This is a genomic window from Novosphingobium sp. AP12 (genome assembly GCF_000281975.1).
GTDB lineage: Bacteria > Pseudomonadota > Alphaproteobacteria > Sphingomonadales > Sphingomonadaceae > Novosphingobium.
The window spans coordinates 29,439-47,091 of sequence record NZ_AKKE01000130.1; the positions used below are offsets into that span (position 1 = coordinate 29,439).

General features: G+C 68.9%; 20 protein-coding genes. 8 read left to right on the plus strand and 12 right to left on the minus strand.

Annotated elements, in window-relative coordinates; translation table 11 throughout:
* Window positions 1-157: 157 nt before the first annotated feature.
* From pyrE to ruvX, 7 genes are read left to right on the plus strand one after another with little or no spacing between them, the layout of a single operon-like run.
* Window positions 158-742: an orotate phosphoribosyltransferase gene (gene pyrE, locus PMI02_RS19135; RefSeq protein WP_007685923.1), complete on the plus strand. Its 585-nt coding sequence runs from the start codon at window positions 158-160 to the stop codon at window positions 740-742.
* Between the two features lie 16 nt (window positions 743-758).
* Window positions 759-1,514, plus strand: coding sequence for a pyridoxine 5'-phosphate synthase (locus PMI02_RS19140; RefSeq protein ID WP_007685925.1), 756 nt, complete (start codon window positions 759-761; stop codon window positions 1,512-1,514).
* Window positions 1,515-1,528: 14 nt separating this feature from the next.
* Window positions 1,529-1,939: a holo-ACP synthase gene (gene acpS, locus PMI02_RS19145; protein WP_007685928.1), complete on the plus strand. Its 411-nt coding sequence runs from the start codon at window positions 1,529-1,531 to the stop codon at window positions 1,937-1,939.
* A gap of 20 nt (window positions 1,940-1,959) precedes the next feature.
* Window positions 1,960-2,901 (plus strand): signal peptidase I, encoded by a 942-nt coding sequence (gene lepB, locus PMI02_RS19150; RefSeq protein WP_007685930.1) that lies wholly within the window; start codon window positions 1,960-1,962, stop codon window positions 2,899-2,901.
* The gene (locus PMI02_RS19155; protein ID WP_007685933.1) at window positions 2,901-4,016 is read left to right on the plus strand and encodes an AI-2E family transporter; all 1,116 of its coding nucleotides are present in this window, start codon (window positions 2,901-2,903) and stop codon (window positions 4,014-4,016) included. The genes lepB and PMI02_RS19155 overlap by 1 nt, the downstream gene beginning before the upstream one ends.
* Window positions 4,017-5,147, plus strand: coding sequence for a DUF3089 domain-containing protein (locus PMI02_RS19160; protein ID WP_007685936.1), 1,131 nt, complete (start codon window positions 4,017-4,019; stop codon window positions 5,145-5,147).
* The gene (ruvX, locus tag PMI02_RS19165) at window positions 5,117-5,626 is read left to right on the plus strand and encodes a Holliday junction resolvase RuvX (RefSeq protein ID WP_007685938.1); all 510 of its coding nucleotides are present in this window, start codon (window positions 5,117-5,119) and stop codon (window positions 5,624-5,626) included. The genes PMI02_RS19160 and ruvX overlap by 31 nt, the downstream gene beginning before the upstream one ends.
* A gap of 6 nt (window positions 5,627-5,632) precedes the next feature.
* Here the strand turns inward: ruvX and PMI02_RS19170 are convergent, their stop codons facing one another.
* The 7 genes from PMI02_RS19170 to argH form a co-directional block, all read right to left on the minus strand.
* A complete protein-coding gene (locus PMI02_RS19170; protein ID WP_007685941.1) occupies window positions 5,633-6,553 on the minus strand; it encodes a hypothetical protein in 921 nt (306 codons plus the stop codon).
* Window positions 6,541-7,518: a hypothetical protein gene (locus tag PMI02_RS19175; RefSeq protein ID WP_007685943.1), complete on the minus strand. Its 978-nt coding sequence runs from the start codon at window positions 7,516-7,518 to the stop codon at window positions 6,541-6,543. The genes PMI02_RS19170 and PMI02_RS19175 overlap by 13 nt, the downstream gene beginning before the upstream one ends.
* Before the next feature lie 10 nt (window positions 7,519-7,528).
* Window positions 7,529-7,675 carry a hypothetical protein gene (locus PMI02_RS27315; RefSeq protein ID WP_157222600.1) on the minus strand — a complete coding sequence of 49 codons (147 nt, stop codon included), beginning with the start codon at window positions 7,673-7,675 and terminating at the stop codon, window positions 7,529-7,531.
* A gap of 246 nt (window positions 7,676-7,921) precedes the next feature.
* Window positions 7,922-8,710 (minus strand): bifunctional precorrin-2 dehydrogenase/sirohydrochlorin ferrochelatase, encoded by a 789-nt coding sequence (locus PMI02_RS19180; RefSeq protein ID WP_007685948.1) that lies wholly within the window; start codon window positions 8,708-8,710, stop codon window positions 7,922-7,924.
* Window positions 8,711-8,714: 4 nt separating this feature from the next.
* A complete protein-coding gene (gene lysA / locus PMI02_RS19185; protein WP_007685950.1) occupies window positions 8,715-9,974 on the minus strand; it encodes a diaminopimelate decarboxylase in 1,260 nt (419 codons plus the stop codon).
* 14 nt (window positions 9,975-9,988) lie between these two features.
* Window positions 9,989-10,243, minus strand: a complete 255-nt coding sequence (locus PMI02_RS19190; RefSeq protein ID WP_007685951.1) for a lipoprotein — start codon at window positions 10,241-10,243, stop codon at window positions 9,989-9,991.
* A 4-nt stretch (window positions 10,244-10,247) separates the two neighbouring features.
* On the minus strand, window positions 10,248-11,624 hold the full coding sequence (gene argH / locus PMI02_RS19195) for an argininosuccinate lyase (protein WP_007685952.1): 1,377 nt from the start codon (window positions 11,622-11,624) through the stop codon (window positions 10,248-10,250).
* Between the two features lie 19 nt (window positions 11,625-11,643).
* Here argH and PMI02_RS19200 point away from each other — a divergent pair, with 19 nt between their 5' ends.
* Complete coding sequence (locus PMI02_RS19200) at window positions 11,644-12,246, plus strand: TlpA disulfide reductase family protein (protein WP_007685954.1); 603 nt, start codon at window positions 11,644-11,646, stop codon at window positions 12,244-12,246.
* A 137-nt stretch (window positions 12,247-12,383) separates the two neighbouring features.
* On the opposite strand, the gene PMI02_RS19205 is transcribed toward PMI02_RS19200, so the two are convergent.
* The 5 genes from PMI02_RS19205 to PMI02_RS19225 form a co-directional block, all read right to left on the minus strand.
* Complete coding sequence (locus PMI02_RS19205) at window positions 12,384-13,034, minus strand: glutathione S-transferase family protein (protein ID WP_007685956.1); 651 nt, start codon at window positions 13,032-13,034, stop codon at window positions 12,384-12,386.
* Window positions 13,035-13,227: 193 nt separating this feature from the next.
* Window positions 13,228-14,139 (minus strand): VOC family protein, encoded by a 912-nt coding sequence (locus tag PMI02_RS19210; RefSeq protein ID WP_007685959.1) that lies wholly within the window; start codon window positions 14,137-14,139, stop codon window positions 13,228-13,230.
* Between the two features lie 175 nt (window positions 14,140-14,314).
* Window positions 14,315-15,673 (minus strand): SRPBCC family protein, encoded by a 1,359-nt coding sequence (locus PMI02_RS19215; protein WP_007685960.1) that lies wholly within the window; start codon window positions 15,671-15,673, stop codon window positions 14,315-14,317.
* Between the two features lie 80 nt (window positions 15,674-15,753).
* Window positions 15,754-17,001 carry an MFS transporter gene (locus tag PMI02_RS19220; protein ID WP_007685962.1) on the minus strand — a complete coding sequence of 416 codons (1,248 nt, stop codon included), beginning with the start codon at window positions 16,999-17,001 and terminating at the stop codon, window positions 15,754-15,756.
* Window positions 17,002-17,067: 66 nt separating this feature from the next.
* Complete coding sequence (locus PMI02_RS19225) at window positions 17,068-17,481, minus strand: EthD domain-containing protein (protein WP_007685963.1); 414 nt, start codon at window positions 17,479-17,481, stop codon at window positions 17,068-17,070.
* Window positions 17,482-17,653 lie beyond the last annotated feature (172 nt).

The following is a 17,653-nucleotide window of genomic DNA, read 5'->3' on the forward strand; positions in this document are numbered from 1 at the left end:
CTCGCGCGCACCCCTGTTTTGGAGGCTTTCGCCCCCTTTGGCCGGGCGTATACGCGCGCTTGCCGCGTGTCTCAAGCGCCTCTAGGGGAAATTTTGAAGCAAGGCGCAACCGAAGTGCGTCAGATCAAAGCAAATCGCTCCGGAGGTATTGTCCGTAATGACCGAAGAAGAGGTCCTCGCCGAGTTCCGTGCCAGCAAGGCATTGCTGGAAGGACACTTCCTGCTCTCCTCGGGCCGGCACAGCGCGCACTACCTTCAGTGCGCCCGTGTCTTGATGAACCCGGCCCGCGCCGCGCGGCTCGCCGTGGCGATTGCCGCGAACCTCCCGCACGACATCCGCAAGCAGATCGACAAGGTCGTCTCGCCCGCGATGGGCGGTGTCATCATCGGGCAGGAGATGGGCCGCGCGCTGCAGGTAGACGCCATGTTCGTCGAGCGCCCCACCGGCACGTTCGAACTGCGCCGCGGCTTCTCTTTGGAGCCGGGCGACAAGGTGCTGATGGTCGAGGACGTGGTCACCACCGGCTTGTCCAGCCGCGAGGCGATCAAGGCTATCGAGGAAGCGGGCGGGCAGGTGATCGCGGCCGCCTCGCTGGTCGACCGTTCGGCCGGATCGGTTGACCTCGGCGTGCCGTTCTTCCCGCTCGTGGCGCTGAACTTCCCGACCTATGCGCCCGACGAGCTGCCCGCCGAGCTCGCCGCCAGCCCTGCGATCAAGCCAGGCAGCCGGGCGCAGGCGTAATTCGAAAGGCGCGAATGTGAGCAGCGTGCACAACAACGTCCACAGTCCTGGCCGCCTTCGTTTGGGCGTCAACATCGACCACGTCGCGACGATCCGCAACGCGCGCGGCGGCGAGCATCCCGATCCCGCGCGCGCCGCCCAGATCGTGGCGCGCGCGGGCGGCGACGGCATCACCGTCCACCTGCGCGAGGATCGCCGCCACATCCGCGACGAGGACCTGCAGCGGGTATTCGATGCCACCGGCCTGCCGATCAACCTCGAGATGGCGGCGACCGACGAGATGCTGGCGATCGCGCTACGCCACAAGCCCCACGCCGCCTGCATCGTGCCCGAGCGGCGCGAGGAGCGCACGACCGAGGGCGGGCTCGATGCCGCCGGCCAGCACAACCGGCTCGCCCCGATCGTCGCGCGCCTGACCGACGCGGGCATCCGCGTGAGCCTGTTCATCGCTCCCGAGCCGCGCCAGATCGAAGCGGCGATGCAGCTCGGCGCGCCTGTCGTCGAATTCCACACCGGCGAATACGCCCATGCCGATGACGATCAGGTTGCCCACGAACTGCGCCGCATCGTCGACATGGCCGCGCTCGCCGCCAAGAACGGTATCGAGCCCCACGCCGGCCACGGCCTCACTTACGAGAACGTCCAGCCGATCGCGGCCATTCCGCAGCTGGCGGAACTCAACATCGGACACTACCTCATCGGCGAGGCGATCTTCACCGGGCTGGAAACCAGCGTGAAGAAGATGCGCGCGCTGATGGACGAGGTTCGGTGAATGGATAAGACGGCATGATCATCGGCCTCGGCTCGGACCTGTGCAACATCGAGCGGATCCAGAATTCGCTCGACCGCTTCGGCGAGCGGTTCATCAAGCGCGTCTTCACCGAGGTCGAGCAGGCCAAGGCCGCACGCCGTCCGCACACGGTCGCGGGCACGCTGGCCAAGCGCTTCGCCGCCAAGGAGGCTTTCTCCAAGGCGGTCGGCACGGGCTTCAAGGCGGGCGTGTTCATGAAGGACATCGGCGTCGTCAACGCCCCCTCGGGCGCGCCGACGCTGGCGCTCACCGGCGGGGCGAAAGCGCGGCTGGACTCGATGGTCCCCGCCGGGCACGAGGCGGTCGTCCACCTGACGCTCACCGACGATCATCCCTGGGCGCAGGCCTTCGTCATCATCGAAGCCCGCCCTTCCGCTCCCGCCTGAACCGAGTTCCATCCCTCACCATGACCGACCAGACCGCCCCGCTACCGGGCAACGCCCCCGCACCCACCCCCGCGGGCGACGCCAAGCCGGGGACCAACTGGCTGCAGGAACTGCGCGGCCTGTTCCTGATGCTGCTGGGCGTGCTGGCGTTCCACTCGTTCGTGGCCAAGCCGTTCTACATCCCCTCGATCTCGATGATGCCGGGGCTGCTGGTGGGCGACCGGCTGGTGGTGTCGAAATACCCCTACGGCTGGAACTGGTCGTCGCTGAGCTTCCACCTGCTGCCCCGCGCGACCTGGCGCATTCTCGGCCAGGTACCCGAGTACGGCGACATCGTCATCGTCGTGCCCGGCAACCGCAAGGCCGACCTCATCAAGCGCGTTGTCGCCCGCCCCGGCGACCGCATCGCCGTGATCGACGGGCGCATCCGGCTCAACGGCAGGTTCATCCCCCGCGAGATCGAACCGCCCGTGCAGATCGCCGCCGACGACGCGCTCACCTGCGAGGGGCAGGAGCCCGGCCACTGCTACGACGGCTTCGGCCAATACCGCACCCGCCTGCCCAGCGGCCGCGAGGTCTACGAACTGCCGACCTACCGTGAAACCCTGCCCAACGGCGCGAGTTATCAGGTGATCGACTATATCACGCAGGACCTCGACAACTATGCGGAGATCACCGTGCCCGAAGGTCATGTCTTCCTGATGGGCGACGACCGCGATCGTTCGGCCGACAGCCGCACTCCGTTCTACGTCAACGCTCGGGGCGAGGGCGATGGCGGGCTCGGCGGTCCGGTGCCGCTCTCCGATATCGGCGGGCGCGCGGAATTCATCACCTTCTCGCTCGACGGCACCCAGAGCTGGAACCCGTTGACCTGGTGGAGCGCGCTGCGTGACGGTCGCGCCTTCACCAGCCTGCGCCCGCCGATCGACCGTACCCGCATCCAGCCCGAGGCCGCGCGCTGATGGCCAGCACGGGCGGCCCCGACCACGAAGCGGGGGAAGAGACGGCAACTCCGACCCGCCCCGGCCCGACCGACATTTCCGATCCGCTGATCCGGCACGAGGCGCGCAAGGCCTTCGTGTGGATCGGGATGGTCGCGCTCTTCGCGCTCGGCGTGTTCCTGTCGCAGTCGCTGCTGGTGATCTTCGGCGGCATCGTCTTCGCCGCGCTGATCGACGGCGGCGCTCGCATGATCGGCCGAGTCCTCCCGATCGGGCGCGGCTGGCGGGTAGCATTGGTGCTGCTGGCGGCGATGCTGTTCATGCTCTGGCTGGGACGCTTCGCCGGCAGCCAGATCACCCAGCAGGCGGCCGAGCTGCCCAACACCATCGAAAGCCAGTTCCATCGCGGGCTCGCCTGGCTCTCGCGCCATGGCATGGAAATCCGGGTGCGCGACGTGCGCTCGATCGCGCAGGAGGCGATGGGCGGCATCGGTCAGGTGACCGCCGTGCTGGGCGGCCTGCTCGGCGGCATCACGACGCTGTTCCTGATCCTGGTGCTGGGCATCTACATCGCGATGGAGCCGCGCCTCTACCGCAGGGGCGTGGGCTGGATGCTTCCGGTCGACCGGCGCGACCACTTTGAGACGACCGCGCAGGTCATGGGCCGCGCGCTGCGCCGACTGCTGTTCGGCCGCGTCATCGGCATGACGGTCGAGGGCCTGTTCACCTGGTTCATGCTCCAGCTGTTCGGCGTACCGATGGCCGTGTTGCTGGGCCTCATCACCGGTCTGCTCGCCTTCCTCCCCAACCTCGGCGCGCCGATCTCGGGCGCGATCATGGTGCTCGTGGGCTTCTCGGTCAGCGCCGAGATGGGGGTCTACACGATCTTCGTCTACCTGCTGATCCACCTGATCGACGGCTACCTGATCGTCCCCTACATCGCCCGCAAGACCGTGGACCTGCCGCCCGCGCTGGTGCTGGCCGCGCAGCTCATCATGGGCGTGCTGTTCGGCCTGCTCGGCCTCGCGCTCGCCGATCCGCTGGTGGCCATGATCAAAATCTGGCTCGAACGCGAAGCTGCGCGCAACGGCGGGGGCGAACCGGCCGAGGACGTCGGAAAGCTGGAGAAGGCCTGAGTGGCGCGCAAGTTTCTGTACCTGATCGCGGGCGTCACCCTCGCGCTCCTGCTCCTCATGGTCGCCCTGCGCGTCTGGTCCGACGACCTGACCGAGATGGCCTTCGTGCCGAGCGTCTCCTTCACCCCGCAAAGCGCCATGGTGTCCAGCGCCTGGGACGACCCGGCAATGTGGGTCTCGCGCCCCGGCCTGAAGAACGACCCGGCGTCCTGGCTCCCGCCCGGCGTCACCCCGCCCGCGCAGAAGCTGCCGGTCGCAGTGTTCTTCATCCACCCCACCAGCTACATCGCCCGCGACGCCTGGAACGCCTCGCTGGGCGACAAGACCAGCCGTGACCGCGCCGCCCTGTTCGTGCAAGGCATGGCGAGCCCATTCAACGGGGCCGAAGCGCTGTGGGCCCCGCGCTACCGGCAATCGGCGGTCGGCGCCTTCCTCACCGCAAAGCCCGAGGCGACGCAGGCGATCGACCTCGCCTACCGCGACGTTCTCGCCGCCTTCGAGGTGTTCACGCGCAGCCTTCCCGAGGGCCGCCCCTTTGCGCTCGCCGGGCACAGCCAGGGAGCGTTCCTGCTGCGCCGCCTGCTGCGCGACCGCGTCGCCGGTACGCCTCTGGCCGACCGGTTGGTCGGTGCCTGGGTGATCGGCTGGCCGGTCTCGCTGGACCACGACCTTCCGCGCATGGGCGTGCCCGCCTGCGAGCGCGCGGACCAGGCGGGCTGCGTCGTCAGCTGGCTCACCGTCGCCGACCCTGCCGACACCGAGATGCTGATGCGCGCCTACGGCCGCCGCACCGGGCTCGACGGGCAGTCAGTGGCAGGCAGCGCGTTCCTGTGCACCAACCCGCTCACCGGCACGTCCAACGCCGGCTCAGACGCGAGTGCGAATCTCGGCACTCTCGTCCCCGACTTCAAGGCGGGCGGCGGCACGCTGGCGCCTGCCGTCGTCCCGGCTGCCTGCGGACCCGACCATTTTCTCCACATCGGCGAGCCGCCCAAGCTCGACATGGGGCCCTACGTGCTTCCCGGAAACAACTACCACCTCTATGACGTGACGCTGTTCTGGGCCAATCTCCGGGCCGATTTCGAAAGACGCGTGGCCGCATGGCAGAAAGCACACAACCCGCCAAAGTAGGGGCCGCAGCCCTGATCACGACCGGCGCGCCCGCGTTCCGCGACATGCTGCCGGAACGCGGCGGGCTCATGGGTCTAGACCTCGGCACCCAGACCATCGGCACTGCCTTCGCCGATGCCGGCTGGCGCATCGCCTCACCTGGCAAGACGCTCAAGCGCGGCAAGTTCGGCGCGGACAAGGCACTCATGCAGGAGCTGATCCGGGAGCGCTCGATCAAGGGTATCGTCATCGGCCTGCCGCTCAACATGGACGGCTCCGAAGGCCCGCGCGCGCAGTCGAGCCGCGCCTATGCCCGCAACCTCGCGGTGCTGGGCCTGCCGATCCTGCTGTGGGACGAGCGCTGGTCCACCACCAGCGCCGAGCGGGGCCTCATCGACCAGGACATGAGCCGCGCCAAGCGGGCCACGCGCATCGATTCGGCGGCCGCGGCGGTGATCCTCCAGGGCGCGGTCGACGCGCTCGCCGGGGGCATGTTCTAGGGACGATCAGGCCAGCATCTCGCGCCGCCTTGCCGCCGTTGCCGCGACGACGCGGCTGCCGCTGCGCTCCGCCTCACGCCAGACACGCTCCTCCGCCTCGCCCCCCCGCGCCGCTCCCGCCAGCGCGCGCCAGGCGACGAGGCGCATGCGGTCGCTCGGGTGATGGCGCCCGAAACGAGTGGCGAGATCGACGGCCTCCTCCCCGCCCAGCGCGACGGCGATCCGCAGGAAAGTCTCGCTCGGCCCGTGGCCCAGCACCCGCGCGACGCGGCCCTGCCCCAGGTCGAACAGGTAGTGGTCCATCCATCCGTTCGCCGCGTGCTCGTGCGACAGCGTCAGCGCGACCGAGAGCGAAGCCGGCGGATGCACCACGTTGATGTCCCGGTGCGCGCGGCAGTGGATCATCTGGCAAGGCTCCAACTGCGAGCGGCCGAGTTCGCGCAGTTCGACCGGTTCTCCGCTCCAGCCTGCGACCGCAGGGTAGAGATATTCGTACTCGTCGAACGTCGCGCCCGGCCCGAAGTAGCCGAGCGTCAGGAAATCGTGGTTATAGTCTCGTGCCAGCCCGTAGCCGAAGACGTCGGGGCCGCTGGCACGCAGAGCCTGCTCGTCCGCCGACGGCCAGATGCTGGCGCTGATCGAGTAGTGCCCCCGGCCCGGTGCGGCCAGGATGACGCGGTTGCTTGCGCCCCCGCCGCCGCCAATGCCCGAAAGTTCACCCACGCCGCCCGCAGGCGCACGGCCGGACAGCAGATCGATGAGCACGTCGCCGAGAAAATCGCGGTCATTGCCCAGCCGCCGCAGCCAGTTGGCGGCATGGGCGACGCTTTCGTCCTCGGCGGGATCGAAACCCCAGACGGCAAGGGCATCGCACACTTCGGCGAGAGTGGCGGAGGTTGGGTCTGGGGCAGCAATCAGGTGAGCCATGACGTCGCGCCTCCCAGATCCGGCCGCGCCGCGAGCAGCGCCGCAAACAGCGAGCCCGCCTGTTCGGCCAGCGAATCCTCCGGGTCGGCGGCGACCTGTGCGAGCAGTTCCACCCCCGCCAATGCGTCGAGCGCGATCACTTCTCGCAGCGCCTGCCAGCGCAGCGCATCACCCCCGCCGCCAAGCGCCACGCGCGCCATCTGTAGCACTGCGTCGATCCGCTCCATCCGGCCGAGCAGGGCCACGACAAGTTCGTCGCGGCTGTCGTCGCGGCGTGCGCTGGCCTGGTGGACCAGCGCGCCATCGGCCAGCGCATATTCGCGCACCGGCCCATGCTCGTCGAGCCGGCGCTCCAGCCGAAGCGCCACCATCGCGCCGTCGACTTGGCGCATCTCGACCATTTCGCGCGGACCGAAGCAGTAATGCGTCGTACCCGGCGCGAGGATAACGCGCCGGGTCTCCAGCGGGGCGCCTCCCGCCTGTCCCTCGCCGCGCTGGACATGGTCGGCCGCGCCTGTGCCGGCGAGCACGCGGCTCCACGTCTCGGCCGGTCGGAAGCGGGCGGTCCGCGGACGCGGTAGAGCGGCGAGCGGGACGCCATCGTAGGCGGCGAGCGCCAGCGTGGCGCCGCCCGTCTCGGCGAGGACCAGCAGCGGCGCGGCGTCGCGGTCGCCATGGCGTAAAGGTAACTGGCCGAGCGGATGCCCGTCCAGCGCCGCCAGTCCCGCAGCGACAAGGCTATCCGCGAAGGCCTGGGCCCGCGCCGCCGGCCCCTCGAACAGCTGCGCGAGGGCGTTGCACCGATCGAGTGGGACGCCGGCGCCGAAGCGCTTCATCGCCGCCAGCACGGGCGCGACCACAGGCTCTACCTGCCAGGCGCCGAGCGTCTTGGCGAGAGCGTGCTGTCCGCGTTCCCATTCGACGTCGTCCTGTCGAAGACTGGCCAGCGCGCCGCGCAGTTCCATAAGGACGGCGTCAGCCCTCCCGGTGGAAAGGATAGAGGCACGACATGAGTTCGGCGTGGTTGTCGTCGTTGGCGTCGATCCGGGCGCGATCGCTCTGGCTGCCGAACACGCCCATCGGCAGGGCGAGATCCGGAAGCGCGGCGCGATCGACGGGCATCACCCGTCGCCACTCCGCCACTGCATCTGCGTGTATTACTGCCGTGCTCGAAGGTCCCATCCCGAGACTCCTGCCGCATCCTCGAGCCATATGCTGAATTAAAAAAATGTCATCGACAACCTCTGAGTCGAAGTAACCCGGTTTCGACAAATAGTTGCATTACGGAGACAGGAAGTACTTGGTTGATGCAGCCCCCATGATGACGCCGTCATCACGGTTTCGCTGCGGTGCCCGAGGGTTAACGCCTCAGGCAGGCGCCTTTAGGATCACCGTGAGGCTGCTGGCCCTCTCGCCTGCTGGCGCCAGCCCGCCGACCATCCGCACGGCGTCGGCACGGGCCCGATCGAGCACGGCGGTGCCGATTCGCGAATCGTGCACCACCACGTCGGCAGCGCCGAGCAGCCGCGCCTCGCGCAGGCTGAGGTCATCAGGGTCCTGGCTGCGCAGCTTGATCTCCACCACGCCCGCCTCGCCGGAAGACGCGCCCTCCAGCCATGCCGGGACGGCCGCGGCGCTACCTTCGACCAGCGGATCGAGCGCGCCGCCCGCCGTCAGCGCATCGTCGAGCGCGCGGCGACGCTCGCCGGCCTCGGGGAAGCGCCGACGGAGAGAGGCCCGCCCGGTTCCCAGCGCCGTCGCCAACGCGCCGAGCGACTGAGGCAGCAGGGCCTCGAGCCGCAGCCGAAGCTGCTTGGCCAGCCCGGCCGACGCGCCTCCCGTGCCCATCGCCACCAGCACCGGCGAGCGGTCGAGAATCGAGGGGACGGTGAAGTCGCAGAGCGCCGGGCGGTCGGTGGCGTTCACCAGCATCCCCGCCGCGCGTGCGCGCGCCACGTCGGTTTCGGCGGCAGATGCGTCCTCATGCGCGATGAAGGCGAGGCGCGCACCCGCGGTGATACCTTCGGCAAGCTCGGTGATTACCACCGCGCCCGCCCGCTCGACCAGCCGCCGCTTGGCCTCGGCGCCCTCGCCCTCGCCCAGCACCACGACCGGGCGTCCGGCGATGCGATGGAACAGGGGGAGGGTTTCGATCATGCGTTCAATCCAGCCAGTCCGGCACCTGCTCGGCGGCGAGGATGGCGGCGGGTTCGATGCGGCTGGCGACGATTGCCCACTTCTCGCCGTCGACCATGACCTCGGGCACCAGCGCGCGGCTGTTGTAGGTGTTGGCCATCGTCGCGCCGTAGGCCCCGGCGGTGCGGAACACGGCGAGGTCGCCGGCCTTCACTGCGTCTATGTCCCGGCCCATGGCGAAGGTGTCCGAGCTTTCGCAGATGGGCCCGACGATGTTGGCGACCATGGCCTCGCCCGTGGGATTCACAGCGGCGAAGTCGTGCCAGGCGTCATACATGGCGGGGCGGGCGAGGTCATTCATGGCGGCATCCACCACGATCCACGGATTGCCGGTGCCCTGCTTGACCCGCACCACTTCGGTCACGAGCACGCCCGAGTTTCCGGTGATGACCCGGCCGGGTTCGAACATCAGCGTGACGTCCCAGTCCTGCGCCACTTCACTGACGAGGCGGCCGTAGTCGGCGGGTGTCGGGAGGTTGTCGCCGGCCTTGTAGGGCACGCCGAGACCGCCGCCGAGGTCCATGTGAGTGACGTTGTGGCCCTGGGCGCGCAGGTCGCCCATCAGCGCACCCATCTTGAGGAAGGCTTGTCGCGAGGGTTCGAGGTCGGTGATCTGGCTGCCGATGTGGACGGCCAGCCCCCGCATCTCCAGCCCCGGCAGCGCCGAGAGGCGAGCATAGATGCCCGCGGCGCGGTCGTAGGCGACACCGAACTTGTTCTCCGCCTTGCCGGTGGAGATCTTGGCGTGGGTCTTCGCATCGACGTCCGGGTTCACGCGAAGGGTGCAAGTCGCCCGGACGCCCATGTCACTGGCGAGCTCGGCCAGCTCTACGCCCTCTTCCTCGCTCTCGAGGTTGAACTGGCCGATCCCCGCGCGCAGGGCGGCAACCAGCTCGATCCGGGTCTTGCCGACGCCGGAGAAGACGACGTCTTCAGGCCTCATGCCCGCAGCCAGCGCACGGTTCATCTCGCCCTCGGAGACGACATCGGCGCCGTAGCCTTCCCTGGCGAGCAGGCGCAGCACTGCGAGATTGGGGTTCGACTTCACCGCGAACGCGATGTGAACCTTGGGCAGCGCCGACAGCGCCTCGCGGAATACCTTGGCATGACGCGAGAGCGTGGCGCGGGAATAGACGTAGACCGGCGTGCCGACCTCACGCGCGATCCGGCCGAGCGGCACCTGCTCGGCGTGGAGTTCGCCGTCTACGATTCCGAAATGATCCATGAATTTTCGCTGCCTTACTGGGGCTGGGGCGCTTCGGGCGGCGGCAGATCGAAGGGATCGTCCGCGCGCTCCTCGGAGCGGGTGCGCAGCTCGACGCTGCGCTCGGGAATGGCTACGGGCGAGGCCGTCAGGAGTTCGGTCGCCGTGGGTTTGTCCGCCCGGCCATAAGGCGCGGGCGGCAGTTGCTGCCCGGGTCTGAGCGCCAGCGGCGAGCGCTGCCCGCAGGCGGCGAGCGCCAGGACCATCACGATAACCGCCATCTTGCGCATCAAACTACTTCTCCAGACCGAGCGCCGCGCGGGCCTCGGCCACGCGCAGTCGCACCTGGTCGGGCGCGGTACCGCCGTGCGACTTGCGCGCGGCGACCGATGCCTCGACCGAGAGCGCCTTGAATACGCGCTCGTCGATGCGGCTGTCGATGGCCTTGAGGTCGCCCAGCGGCAATTGGTCGAGCGCGACGCCCCGGCCCTCGGCCAGCTTGACTGCGGCGCCGGTGATGTGGTGCGCCTCGCGGAAGGGAATGTCGCCCTCGCGCACCAGCCAGTCGGCGAGGTCGGTGGCGGTGGCGAAGCCGAGTTCGGCAGCGCCGCGCATCCGGTCGGTGCGGAACCCGGTCTCGGCGACCATGCCGGTCATCGCCGCGATCGACAGAGCCAGCAGGCTGGCGGCTTCGAACACCGGCGGCTTGTCGTCCTGCATGTCCTTCGAATAGGCGAGCGGCAGGCCCTTCATCGTCATCATCAGCGAGACGAGGCAGCCCGAAATGCGCCCGGCATGGCCGCGCACCAGTTCGGCGGCATCGGGGTTCTTCTTCTGCGGCATGATCGAGCTGCCGGTCGACAGCGCATCGGGCAGCGTCACGAAGCCGAACGGCTGGCTGGCCCAGATGATGAACTCCTCGGCGAGGCGCGAGAGGTGCAGCGAGCACTGCGCGGCGGCCATCAGGTAGTCGAGTGCGAAGTCGCGGTCGGACACCGAATCAAGGCTGTTGTCGGTCGGCCCGTCGAAGCCGAGCGCCTGCGCGGTCATCGTCCGGTCGATCGGGAAGCCGGTGCCGGCCAGCGCCGCCGCACCCAGCGGGCTGCGGTTCATGCGCTTGCGGGCGTCGGTGAAGCGGGAGCGATCTCGGCCGACCATCTCGTAATAGGCCATAAGGTGATGGCCGAGCGTGACGGGCTGCGCGGTCTGCAGATGGGTGAAGCCGGGCATGATGCTGTCCGCATGCTCGCCGGCGCGGGTGACGAGGGCGACCTGAAGGGCCTCCAGACCCGACAATGCCTGGTCCATGGCGTCGCGGACCCAGAGGCGGAAGTCGGTGGCGACCTGGTCGTTACGCGAGCGCGCGGTGTGGAGGCGTCCGGCGACCGGCCCGATCAACTGCGCGAGGCGCGATTCGGTGGTCATGTGGATGTCCTCGAGGTCCCAGTCCTCGGGCACGCCGTTGGCTTCGTACTCGGCCGCGACCGCGTCGAGGCCGTCGCGGATGGTCACCGCGTCCTCGCCCGAAACAACGCCGCAGGCGCCCAGCATCGCGACGTGCGCCTTGCTCGCCGCGATGTCCTGCCGCCACAATGCCTTGTCGAAGGGAATCGAGGCGTTTATCTCGCGCATGATCGCCGACGGTCCCTGCGCGAACCGCCCGCCCCACATTGCATTGGAGCCCCCAGCCTTGCCGTCATTCACATCGCTCAAGTCGCTCGTCCTGTGTTCGCTCGCCGGGGCCTCGGCCCTCCTGATCGCGGGCTGCGATAGGCAAAGCGACAAGCAGGCGCAACCGCAGGCTTCCGAAGGCGCGCAGCAGGCGGGTCCGGCGCAAGCTCCCGCCAAGTCCGACAAGCTCGACCGTTCGCACAAGGGCGAGGCGATGCCGACCGTCAGCCTCGTCGACAATACCGGCGAAAGCCTCGACCTGTCCTCGTTCAAGGGCAAGCCGCTGCTCATCAACCTGTGGGCGACCTGGTGCGCGCCGTGCATCGCCGAGATGCCCACGCTCGCCAAGCTGATCGCGCGCGAGCCGGAACTGGGCGTGACGGTCCTGCCGATCTCGCAGGATACCGGCCAGGCCGACAAGGTCGTCGAAATCCTGCGCCGCCGCGAGCTGGAGCAGATCCAGCCGTGGATCGACGAGCAGGGCGACCTCGGCTTCCAGTACGGCGGCAACCTGCCGGTGACGGTGCTGTTCGACGCGCAGGGCAAGGAAGTCTGGCGTTACACCGGCGGCAACGACTGGACCTCGCCCGAGGCGCTGAAGCTGATCGCCGAGGCTAAGTAGGGTTTAGTTGATGAAGCACATGCGTGCGGCGGCCTTCCTGTAAGGCCGCCGGGCGGTGGGTGAATCGACGATGCAAAGAGCCGCCGCGATGGTAGCAGGCGTCGGCGATGTAGGAAAATCGGGCGCGCCGATGCCCGTCATCCGCCGGACGAGGCGTTGAACACCGCCAGTTGCGCCGCGAAGGCCCGCTGGAACGCCGGCCGCGCTTCGCCGCGAGCGACGTAAGCGGCGAGGTTGGGGTATTCCTCGACGAGGCCCGAACCCGCCAGCCGGCGCAGCACCGACACCATCAGCAGGTCGCCCGCGCTGAACTCGCCATCGAGCCAGTCCGCCGCGCCGAGCCGGGCGGACAGTTCGCCCAGCCGGACGCGGACGCGGTCTTCCAGCATGGACAGGCGCTCGTCATACCAGGGTTTGCCGGCGTCGAGGAACGGCGCCATGTCGTGTTCCACCACCGGCGGCTCTACGGTATTGAGCGCCGCGAACATCCACATGATCGCCCGTGCCCGGCCGTCCGCATCGTCCGGGAACAGGCCGCCGTGATGCGCAGCGAGATGGAACACGATCGCGCCCGATTCGAACAAGGCGAGGCCGCCTTCCTCGTATGTCGGGATCTGGCCGAAGGGATGGAGGCGCAGGTGCGCTGGCTCCTTCATCGCGGCGAACGAGACCAGGCGCACGTCGTAGGGCTGGCCGACTTCCTCCAGAGCCCAGCGCACCGGCATGTCCCGCGCGAGCCCGTGGCCGCCGTCGGGAGAGGCTTCGAATGCGGTGATCGTGGGCGTCATGGCAGGCTCCGGCCGGTTACGCGATGGCATTCAAAGCAGGCGTTTCGAGGGGCGGTGTCAAGCCGATACCGTCGTCCCCGCGAAGGCTGGGACCGCCTGGTACTCTCGATGCGATGGCTTTCCGTCGGACGACCGGCGGAGCGCGCCCTGCCGATAGGTGGGCGCGGCGCTGCCAGCCTTCGCTGCGACGACGTTACGCTCCCGCGCCCAGCTTCGAGCCCACCTGCGGATAGCCCTGCGGCGTGACCTCGGTGAACCAGATCAGCCTCCCGTGGGCTTTGTCCGGGTGGATGGCGAAGCGATCCTCGGCATCGCCGATCAGCGGCAGCCCCTTGGTGCGCAGCCACGTCGCGGCGGAGGCGGCGTCGCGGACCTTGAACACGAGGTGGTGGAGGCCCTTCGCGTCCCGCGCATGATCGGCGATGGGCGAGCCCTCCTCGCCTTCCAGCGCCTCGATCACGGTGTCGCCCATGGCGAAGGCGGCAACGCGCGCATCGGGAAGGTCGCGCTCGCCGAGTTCAGGCCATTCGAGCTTGCCCGCGAACAACGCCCGCGCCTCGGCCAGCGAGGGCGTGCTCACACCGATCGCCTGCAGGCCCTCGATGCCGAGCGGGTGCGCGTCGCGCCACCAGGCGGGCGTCCACTCGGGATCGCGGCGCGGGTCGTTCGGCATGTCCTGGCGCACGACTTCCAGCCGCATGCCGAGCGCCTGTCCGCGCGGCACGAGGAAATAGTGCGCCTCCATGCCCGGATCGTAGTGCCGCTTGAAGCCGCGGCTCGCGAACCAGGCGTCGGCGGCGGCGAGGTCGGTGGTCTTGAGCGCCAGCCCGATCCAGCGCATCGGCGCGGCCGAGCGGCGCAGCATGTCGCCCAGCGGATTGCCGTCTTGCGCGCCCCGGCCGGCAGGGGCGATCGGAATGACCATGGTGTCGCCGACCATCATCAGCGATTCCTCGCGGTCGAGGCCGAGCGCGGCCGTCTCGGGCGTGACGAGGATCTCGTAGGCAGTCTGCGCGCCCAGCACGTCCTGGAAGAAAGCGTCGCATTCCTGGCGACCCGCGTTGTCGGCGAGCGCCCAGCTTACGTGGACGAGCGGAAATTGCATGGACCGGCCTCTCCGTTTCGTGTCGTCATCGCAGTGCAGGCCGGGATCGCTGGCAACGCCGCGCCCAACGGGCGGCCGGGCGCCAGCCTCCCTGCGGCTGTCGGCAAACTCTCTCCTCAAGAGTACCCGGCGGTCCCAGCCTTCGCTGGGACGACGCTGTTGACGGGCCGCCCGCTTAATACGTCTTGGGCGAGCCCGTTCCCATGAACTTCGCGAGGTTCATATGCAGCGAGCCGACCGAGCGTTCCATGTAGGGATTGGGCTGCGCGCCGCGGAAGCCGACGTTCTTCATGCCCTGCTGGACCGCCGCCATGTTGTTGAAGTCCTGCTGCAGCACCGGCGGCCAGTCGCCGGGCTCGGTGTACTCCCACTCCGTTTCCGGCGCCTCGCCCTCGGGGTAGAGTTCGTAGACCGCCGCCTCGAAGATGCACATGTCCGGGTCGCCCTTGTAGGGGCGCGCCTGGTAGCAGAGCATGTTGTTGACGGCGTGGCCGATCTGGAAGTTCGGGAAGATCTGCCAGGCGGTGCCGGCCTGCGCGGTGTGCTGCGGGTCGACCTGCGCCCAGACCACGCCGCGCGCCTCGTCCTCCTTGCGCGCGGTGCTGATCCAGTAGGCGGAGACTTCGGCGGGCGGGGTGCCTTCGGGCAGTTCGTCCTTGAGGCGGTTCGCCACCGCCACCAGCGTGGTGGTGGTGTTGGTGTTGGCGTTGGCCCAGGTGAAGTTCTGCATGTCCGCCGTGGTCACGCGCGGGTCCTCGCCGGCGCCGAGGCGCAGCTTGCCCGAGTCCTCCTCCTGGCCCTTGGGCGCTTCGTAGCCGATGTTGGAGTGCAGCCCCTGGTTGCGCGCCCAGCCCCGGAACTGGCCGAATTCCATGAACTCGGGGTGGGTGGAGGAGACGTGGTAGGTCTCGCAGAAGGCCTCCATCGCGACCTTCCAGTTGCATTCGAACACCACCCACTTGCGCCAGCGCGGGCGCATCTTCTCCAGCCCGTAGGGATCGAGCATCCCGGCGGCGGGGTGGAGATATTCGGCGAGCGGCCCGGCCTCGGGATCGAGGTTGATCCATATCCACCCGCCCCAGCTCTCGACCTTGACCTTGCCGAGGTCGGCGAGACCGTCGCACAAATGGCCCTGCCAGTCGTCCTGGTGCTCGACGTAGGTGTTCTTGCCGTCGAGGCCGAAGGTCCAGCCGTGGTAGCCGCAGATGAAGTTCGGGCGGCTGCCGCGCGCGTTGCGCATGCCCTTGGGCGTGTCGACCAGCTTGCGGCCGCGATGCGGGCAGACATTGTGGAAGGCACGGATCTCGCTTTCCGAGGCGCGCACGATGATCACCGAATCGTCGAGGATGTCGAAGGTGATGTAGGACCCGACCTTCTCGATGTCTTCCATCCGCCCGGCCTGGAGCCAGACCTTGCGCCACAGCTTGCTGCGTTCCGCCTCGGCATATTCGCGGGAGATGTATGCCTCGGGGGGCACGTTGACCGGGGCGACCAGCTCTTCCGGCGCCTGAACGATCTTGCCAAACTCACCCATGGTATCCTCGCATCCTTGTACCGATTTGCGGTCGTTATCTCATTATTGGCATGGAGGGGCAAATCGCCGGTGCGGTTCCGTCAATGGGCCGCGTAGGCGGCGCGCCCCCTCGGCAGGGTGCCGATCGCCACGCTGCTCGCCGCCATGAAGCCGAGCGCGAGCCACAGGAAGCCCGAGTAACTGCCGGTCCGGTCGTAGAACTGCGCGGCGGCGAGCGGCCCGATGGCGGTGCCGATCGACAGCGCCGCGAGCAGGCCCCCGTAGAGGCCGCCGAAGTTGCGGAGGCCGAAATGGCGGGTGAGGAGGTAGACGACGACGTCGATCTCCGCCCCCAGCGTCAGTCCGATCAGCGCCGAGGCTCCGGCCATCGCCATGAACGACCCGCCGCCGAGCAGGAGCAGCAGGCAGCCCGCGACCGGCAGCATGAACACCGCCGCGCCCACCAGCGAGGCGGGCAGGCGGTCGAGCAGCATGCCCGTCCCCAGCCGCCCGGCGAGCGAGAACCAGCCGATGAACGAGGCGATCCCCGCCGCCGCCATCGGGCTCGCCCCGGCATCGCCGAGGATCGCGGTGAAGTGGACCACCAGCGCGATGATGGTGAAGGTGAACAGCAGGCTGGCGACGAACAGGCGGTGGTAGACGCTGGAGCGCAGGCCTTCCTTCAGGCTCGCGCCGGGTAGGTCGGCGGGTCTGGTGCCGAGGTCCTCGACCTTCTGGCGGCGTCCCTTGTCGTACTTGCCGTGGAAGAACACGAAGATTACCGGGAAGGCCACCGCCAGCCAGATCGCGGCCTGTGCCGGGAAGGCCGCGCGCCAGCCGAGCGCGCCGATCAGCGCGGTCGCCATCGGCGGGAACACGCCTGCCGCGATCGAGGCGCCGCACAGCGTCACCGCGAAGGCCATCCCGCGCGAGGCGGTGAAGCGCGAAGCCACCGCGCTCGTCCAGACCGAGGCCTGCACCGGCAGCGCTGCCAGCGCGATCAGGCCCCACAGCAGATACCAGTTGAGCAGCGATCCATTGGCGCTCCCCAGCAGCGCGAAGGCGAGGCCGAGCAGCACCAGCCCGATCACCCCGAAGCGGCGCGGGCCGAAGCGGTCGACCGCGAGGCCGATGCACACCCCGCCCACCGCCTGCACCAGGGTGGCGATGGTGAGGCCGAAAGTGACCTCGGTGCGGCTCCAGCCGAATTCGGCGGCGGTGGGGCCGTAGAACGGGCCGATGCCGTAGATGTGGATGACGCTGGTAGCATAGCCCAGCCCCGCCGCCACCGGCAGCAACGGGTTCGCGCGCCATTCCTCGCGGGCGGTGGGGGGGGCGGGGGCATGCATGTTAATACGATTTCCGTTCAACTGAGAGCCAACTGCGCCCGAACGCGCAGCGGCGGGAGGATGGTCCTAGTCCCCGTACCGCAGCTCGACCTGCGTGGCCTCGCCGTTCGGGCCCATCGGCGAATCGTATTCGATGCAGGTCGCCACCGGGTTCTCGTGCCCGGCGAACAGCCGTTCCTCGTCCGCCTTCGTCATCGGCAGGCGCTCGGGCGAGGAGATGATCGCCTGCGAGCGCTCGAAATCCTCGCGGCTGTTCCACCAGATTTCCATGATGCAGTCGTAGCCGCTGTCGTGGACCTGCCCGGTGACCGGGTTCTTCTCGGGCACGAGGTAGCGCCGCACGTAGCGTACCGCGCCCGGGATCGCAGGGGATGCGCCCATCTTCTTGGCGAGCTGCGAGTGCTGGTTTTCGTAGTAGTCCATGAACTCGTCCATGGTCATGTCGGGGCGCTTGCGGAAGAAGCAGATCTGCTTGAGCATCTTGGGTGTCTCCCGGATCAGACGCGGCGCAGCGCGAGGACGGAGCCCTCGGCGTCGGCGGAGAGGTAGACGGTGCCGTCCGGAGCGACGGCCACGCCGTTGAAGGTGTTCATCGGCCCGCACATGTCGCCCACGCCGCCCAGCTGGATCGGCTGCGCGCCGCCGGGCCCGC

Bases quoted from the DNA above. Each gene is read 5' to 3' on its own strand.
- pyrE (WP_007685923.1), top strand. From the start codon at position 158: ATGACCGAAGAAGAGGTCCTCGCCGAGTTCCGTGCCAGCAAGGCATTG.
- acpS (WP_007685928.1), top strand. From the start codon at position 1,529: ATGATCATCGGCCTCGGCTCGGACCTGTGCAACATCGAGCGGATCCAG.
- lepB (WP_007685930.1), top strand. From the start codon at position 1,960: ATGACCGACCAGACCGCCCCGCTACCGGGCAACGCCCCCGCACCCACC.
- PMI02_RS19155 (WP_007685933.1), top strand. From the start codon at position 2,901: ATGGCCAGCACGGGCGGCCCCGACCACGAAGCGGGGGAAGAGACGGCA.
- ruvX (WP_007685938.1), top strand. From the start codon at position 5,117: ATGGCAGAAAGCACACAACCCGCCAAAGTAGGGGCCGCAGCCCTGATC.
- PMI02_RS19170 (WP_007685941.1), bottom strand. From the start codon at position 6,553: ATGGCTCACCTGATTGCTGCCCCAGACCCAACCTCCGCCACTCTCGCC.
- PMI02_RS19175 (WP_007685943.1), bottom strand. From the start codon at position 7,518: ATGGAACTGCGCGGCGCGCTGGCCAGTCTTCGACAGGACGACGTCGAA.
- PMI02_RS27315 (WP_157222600.1), bottom strand. From the start codon at position 7,675: ATGCCCGTCGATCGCGCCGCGCTTCCGGATCTCGCCCTGCCGATGGGC.
- PMI02_RS19180 (WP_007685948.1), bottom strand. From the start codon at position 8,710: ATGATCGAAACCCTCCCCCTGTTCCATCGCATCGCCGGACGCCCGGTC.
- lysA (WP_007685950.1), bottom strand. From the start codon at position 9,974: ATGGATCATTTCGGAATCGTAGACGGCGAACTCCACGCCGAGCAGGTG.
- PMI02_RS19190 (WP_007685951.1), bottom strand. From the start codon at position 10,243: ATGCGCAAGATGGCGGTTATCGTGATGGTCCTGGCGCTCGCCGCCTGC.
- argH (WP_007685952.1), bottom strand. From the start codon at position 11,624: ATGTGGGGCGGGCGGTTCGCGCAGGGACCGTCGGCGATCATGCGCGAG.
- PMI02_RS19205 (WP_007685956.1), bottom strand. From the start codon at position 13,034: ATGACGCCCACGATCACCGCATTCGAAGCCTCTCCCGACGGCGGCCAC.
- PMI02_RS19210 (WP_007685959.1), bottom strand. From the start codon at position 14,139: ATGCAATTTCCGCTCGTCCACGTAAGCTGGGCGCTCGCCGACAACGCG.
- PMI02_RS19215 (WP_007685960.1), bottom strand. From the start codon at position 15,673: ATGGGTGAGTTTGGCAAGATCGTTCAGGCGCCGGAAGAGCTGGTCGCC.
- PMI02_RS19220 (WP_007685962.1), bottom strand. From the start codon at position 17,001: ATGCATGCCCCCGCCCCCCCCACCGCCCGCGAGGAATGGCGCGCGAAC.
- PMI02_RS19225 (WP_007685963.1), bottom strand. From the start codon at position 17,481: ATGCTCAAGCAGATCTGCTTCTTCCGCAAGCGCCCCGACATGACCATG.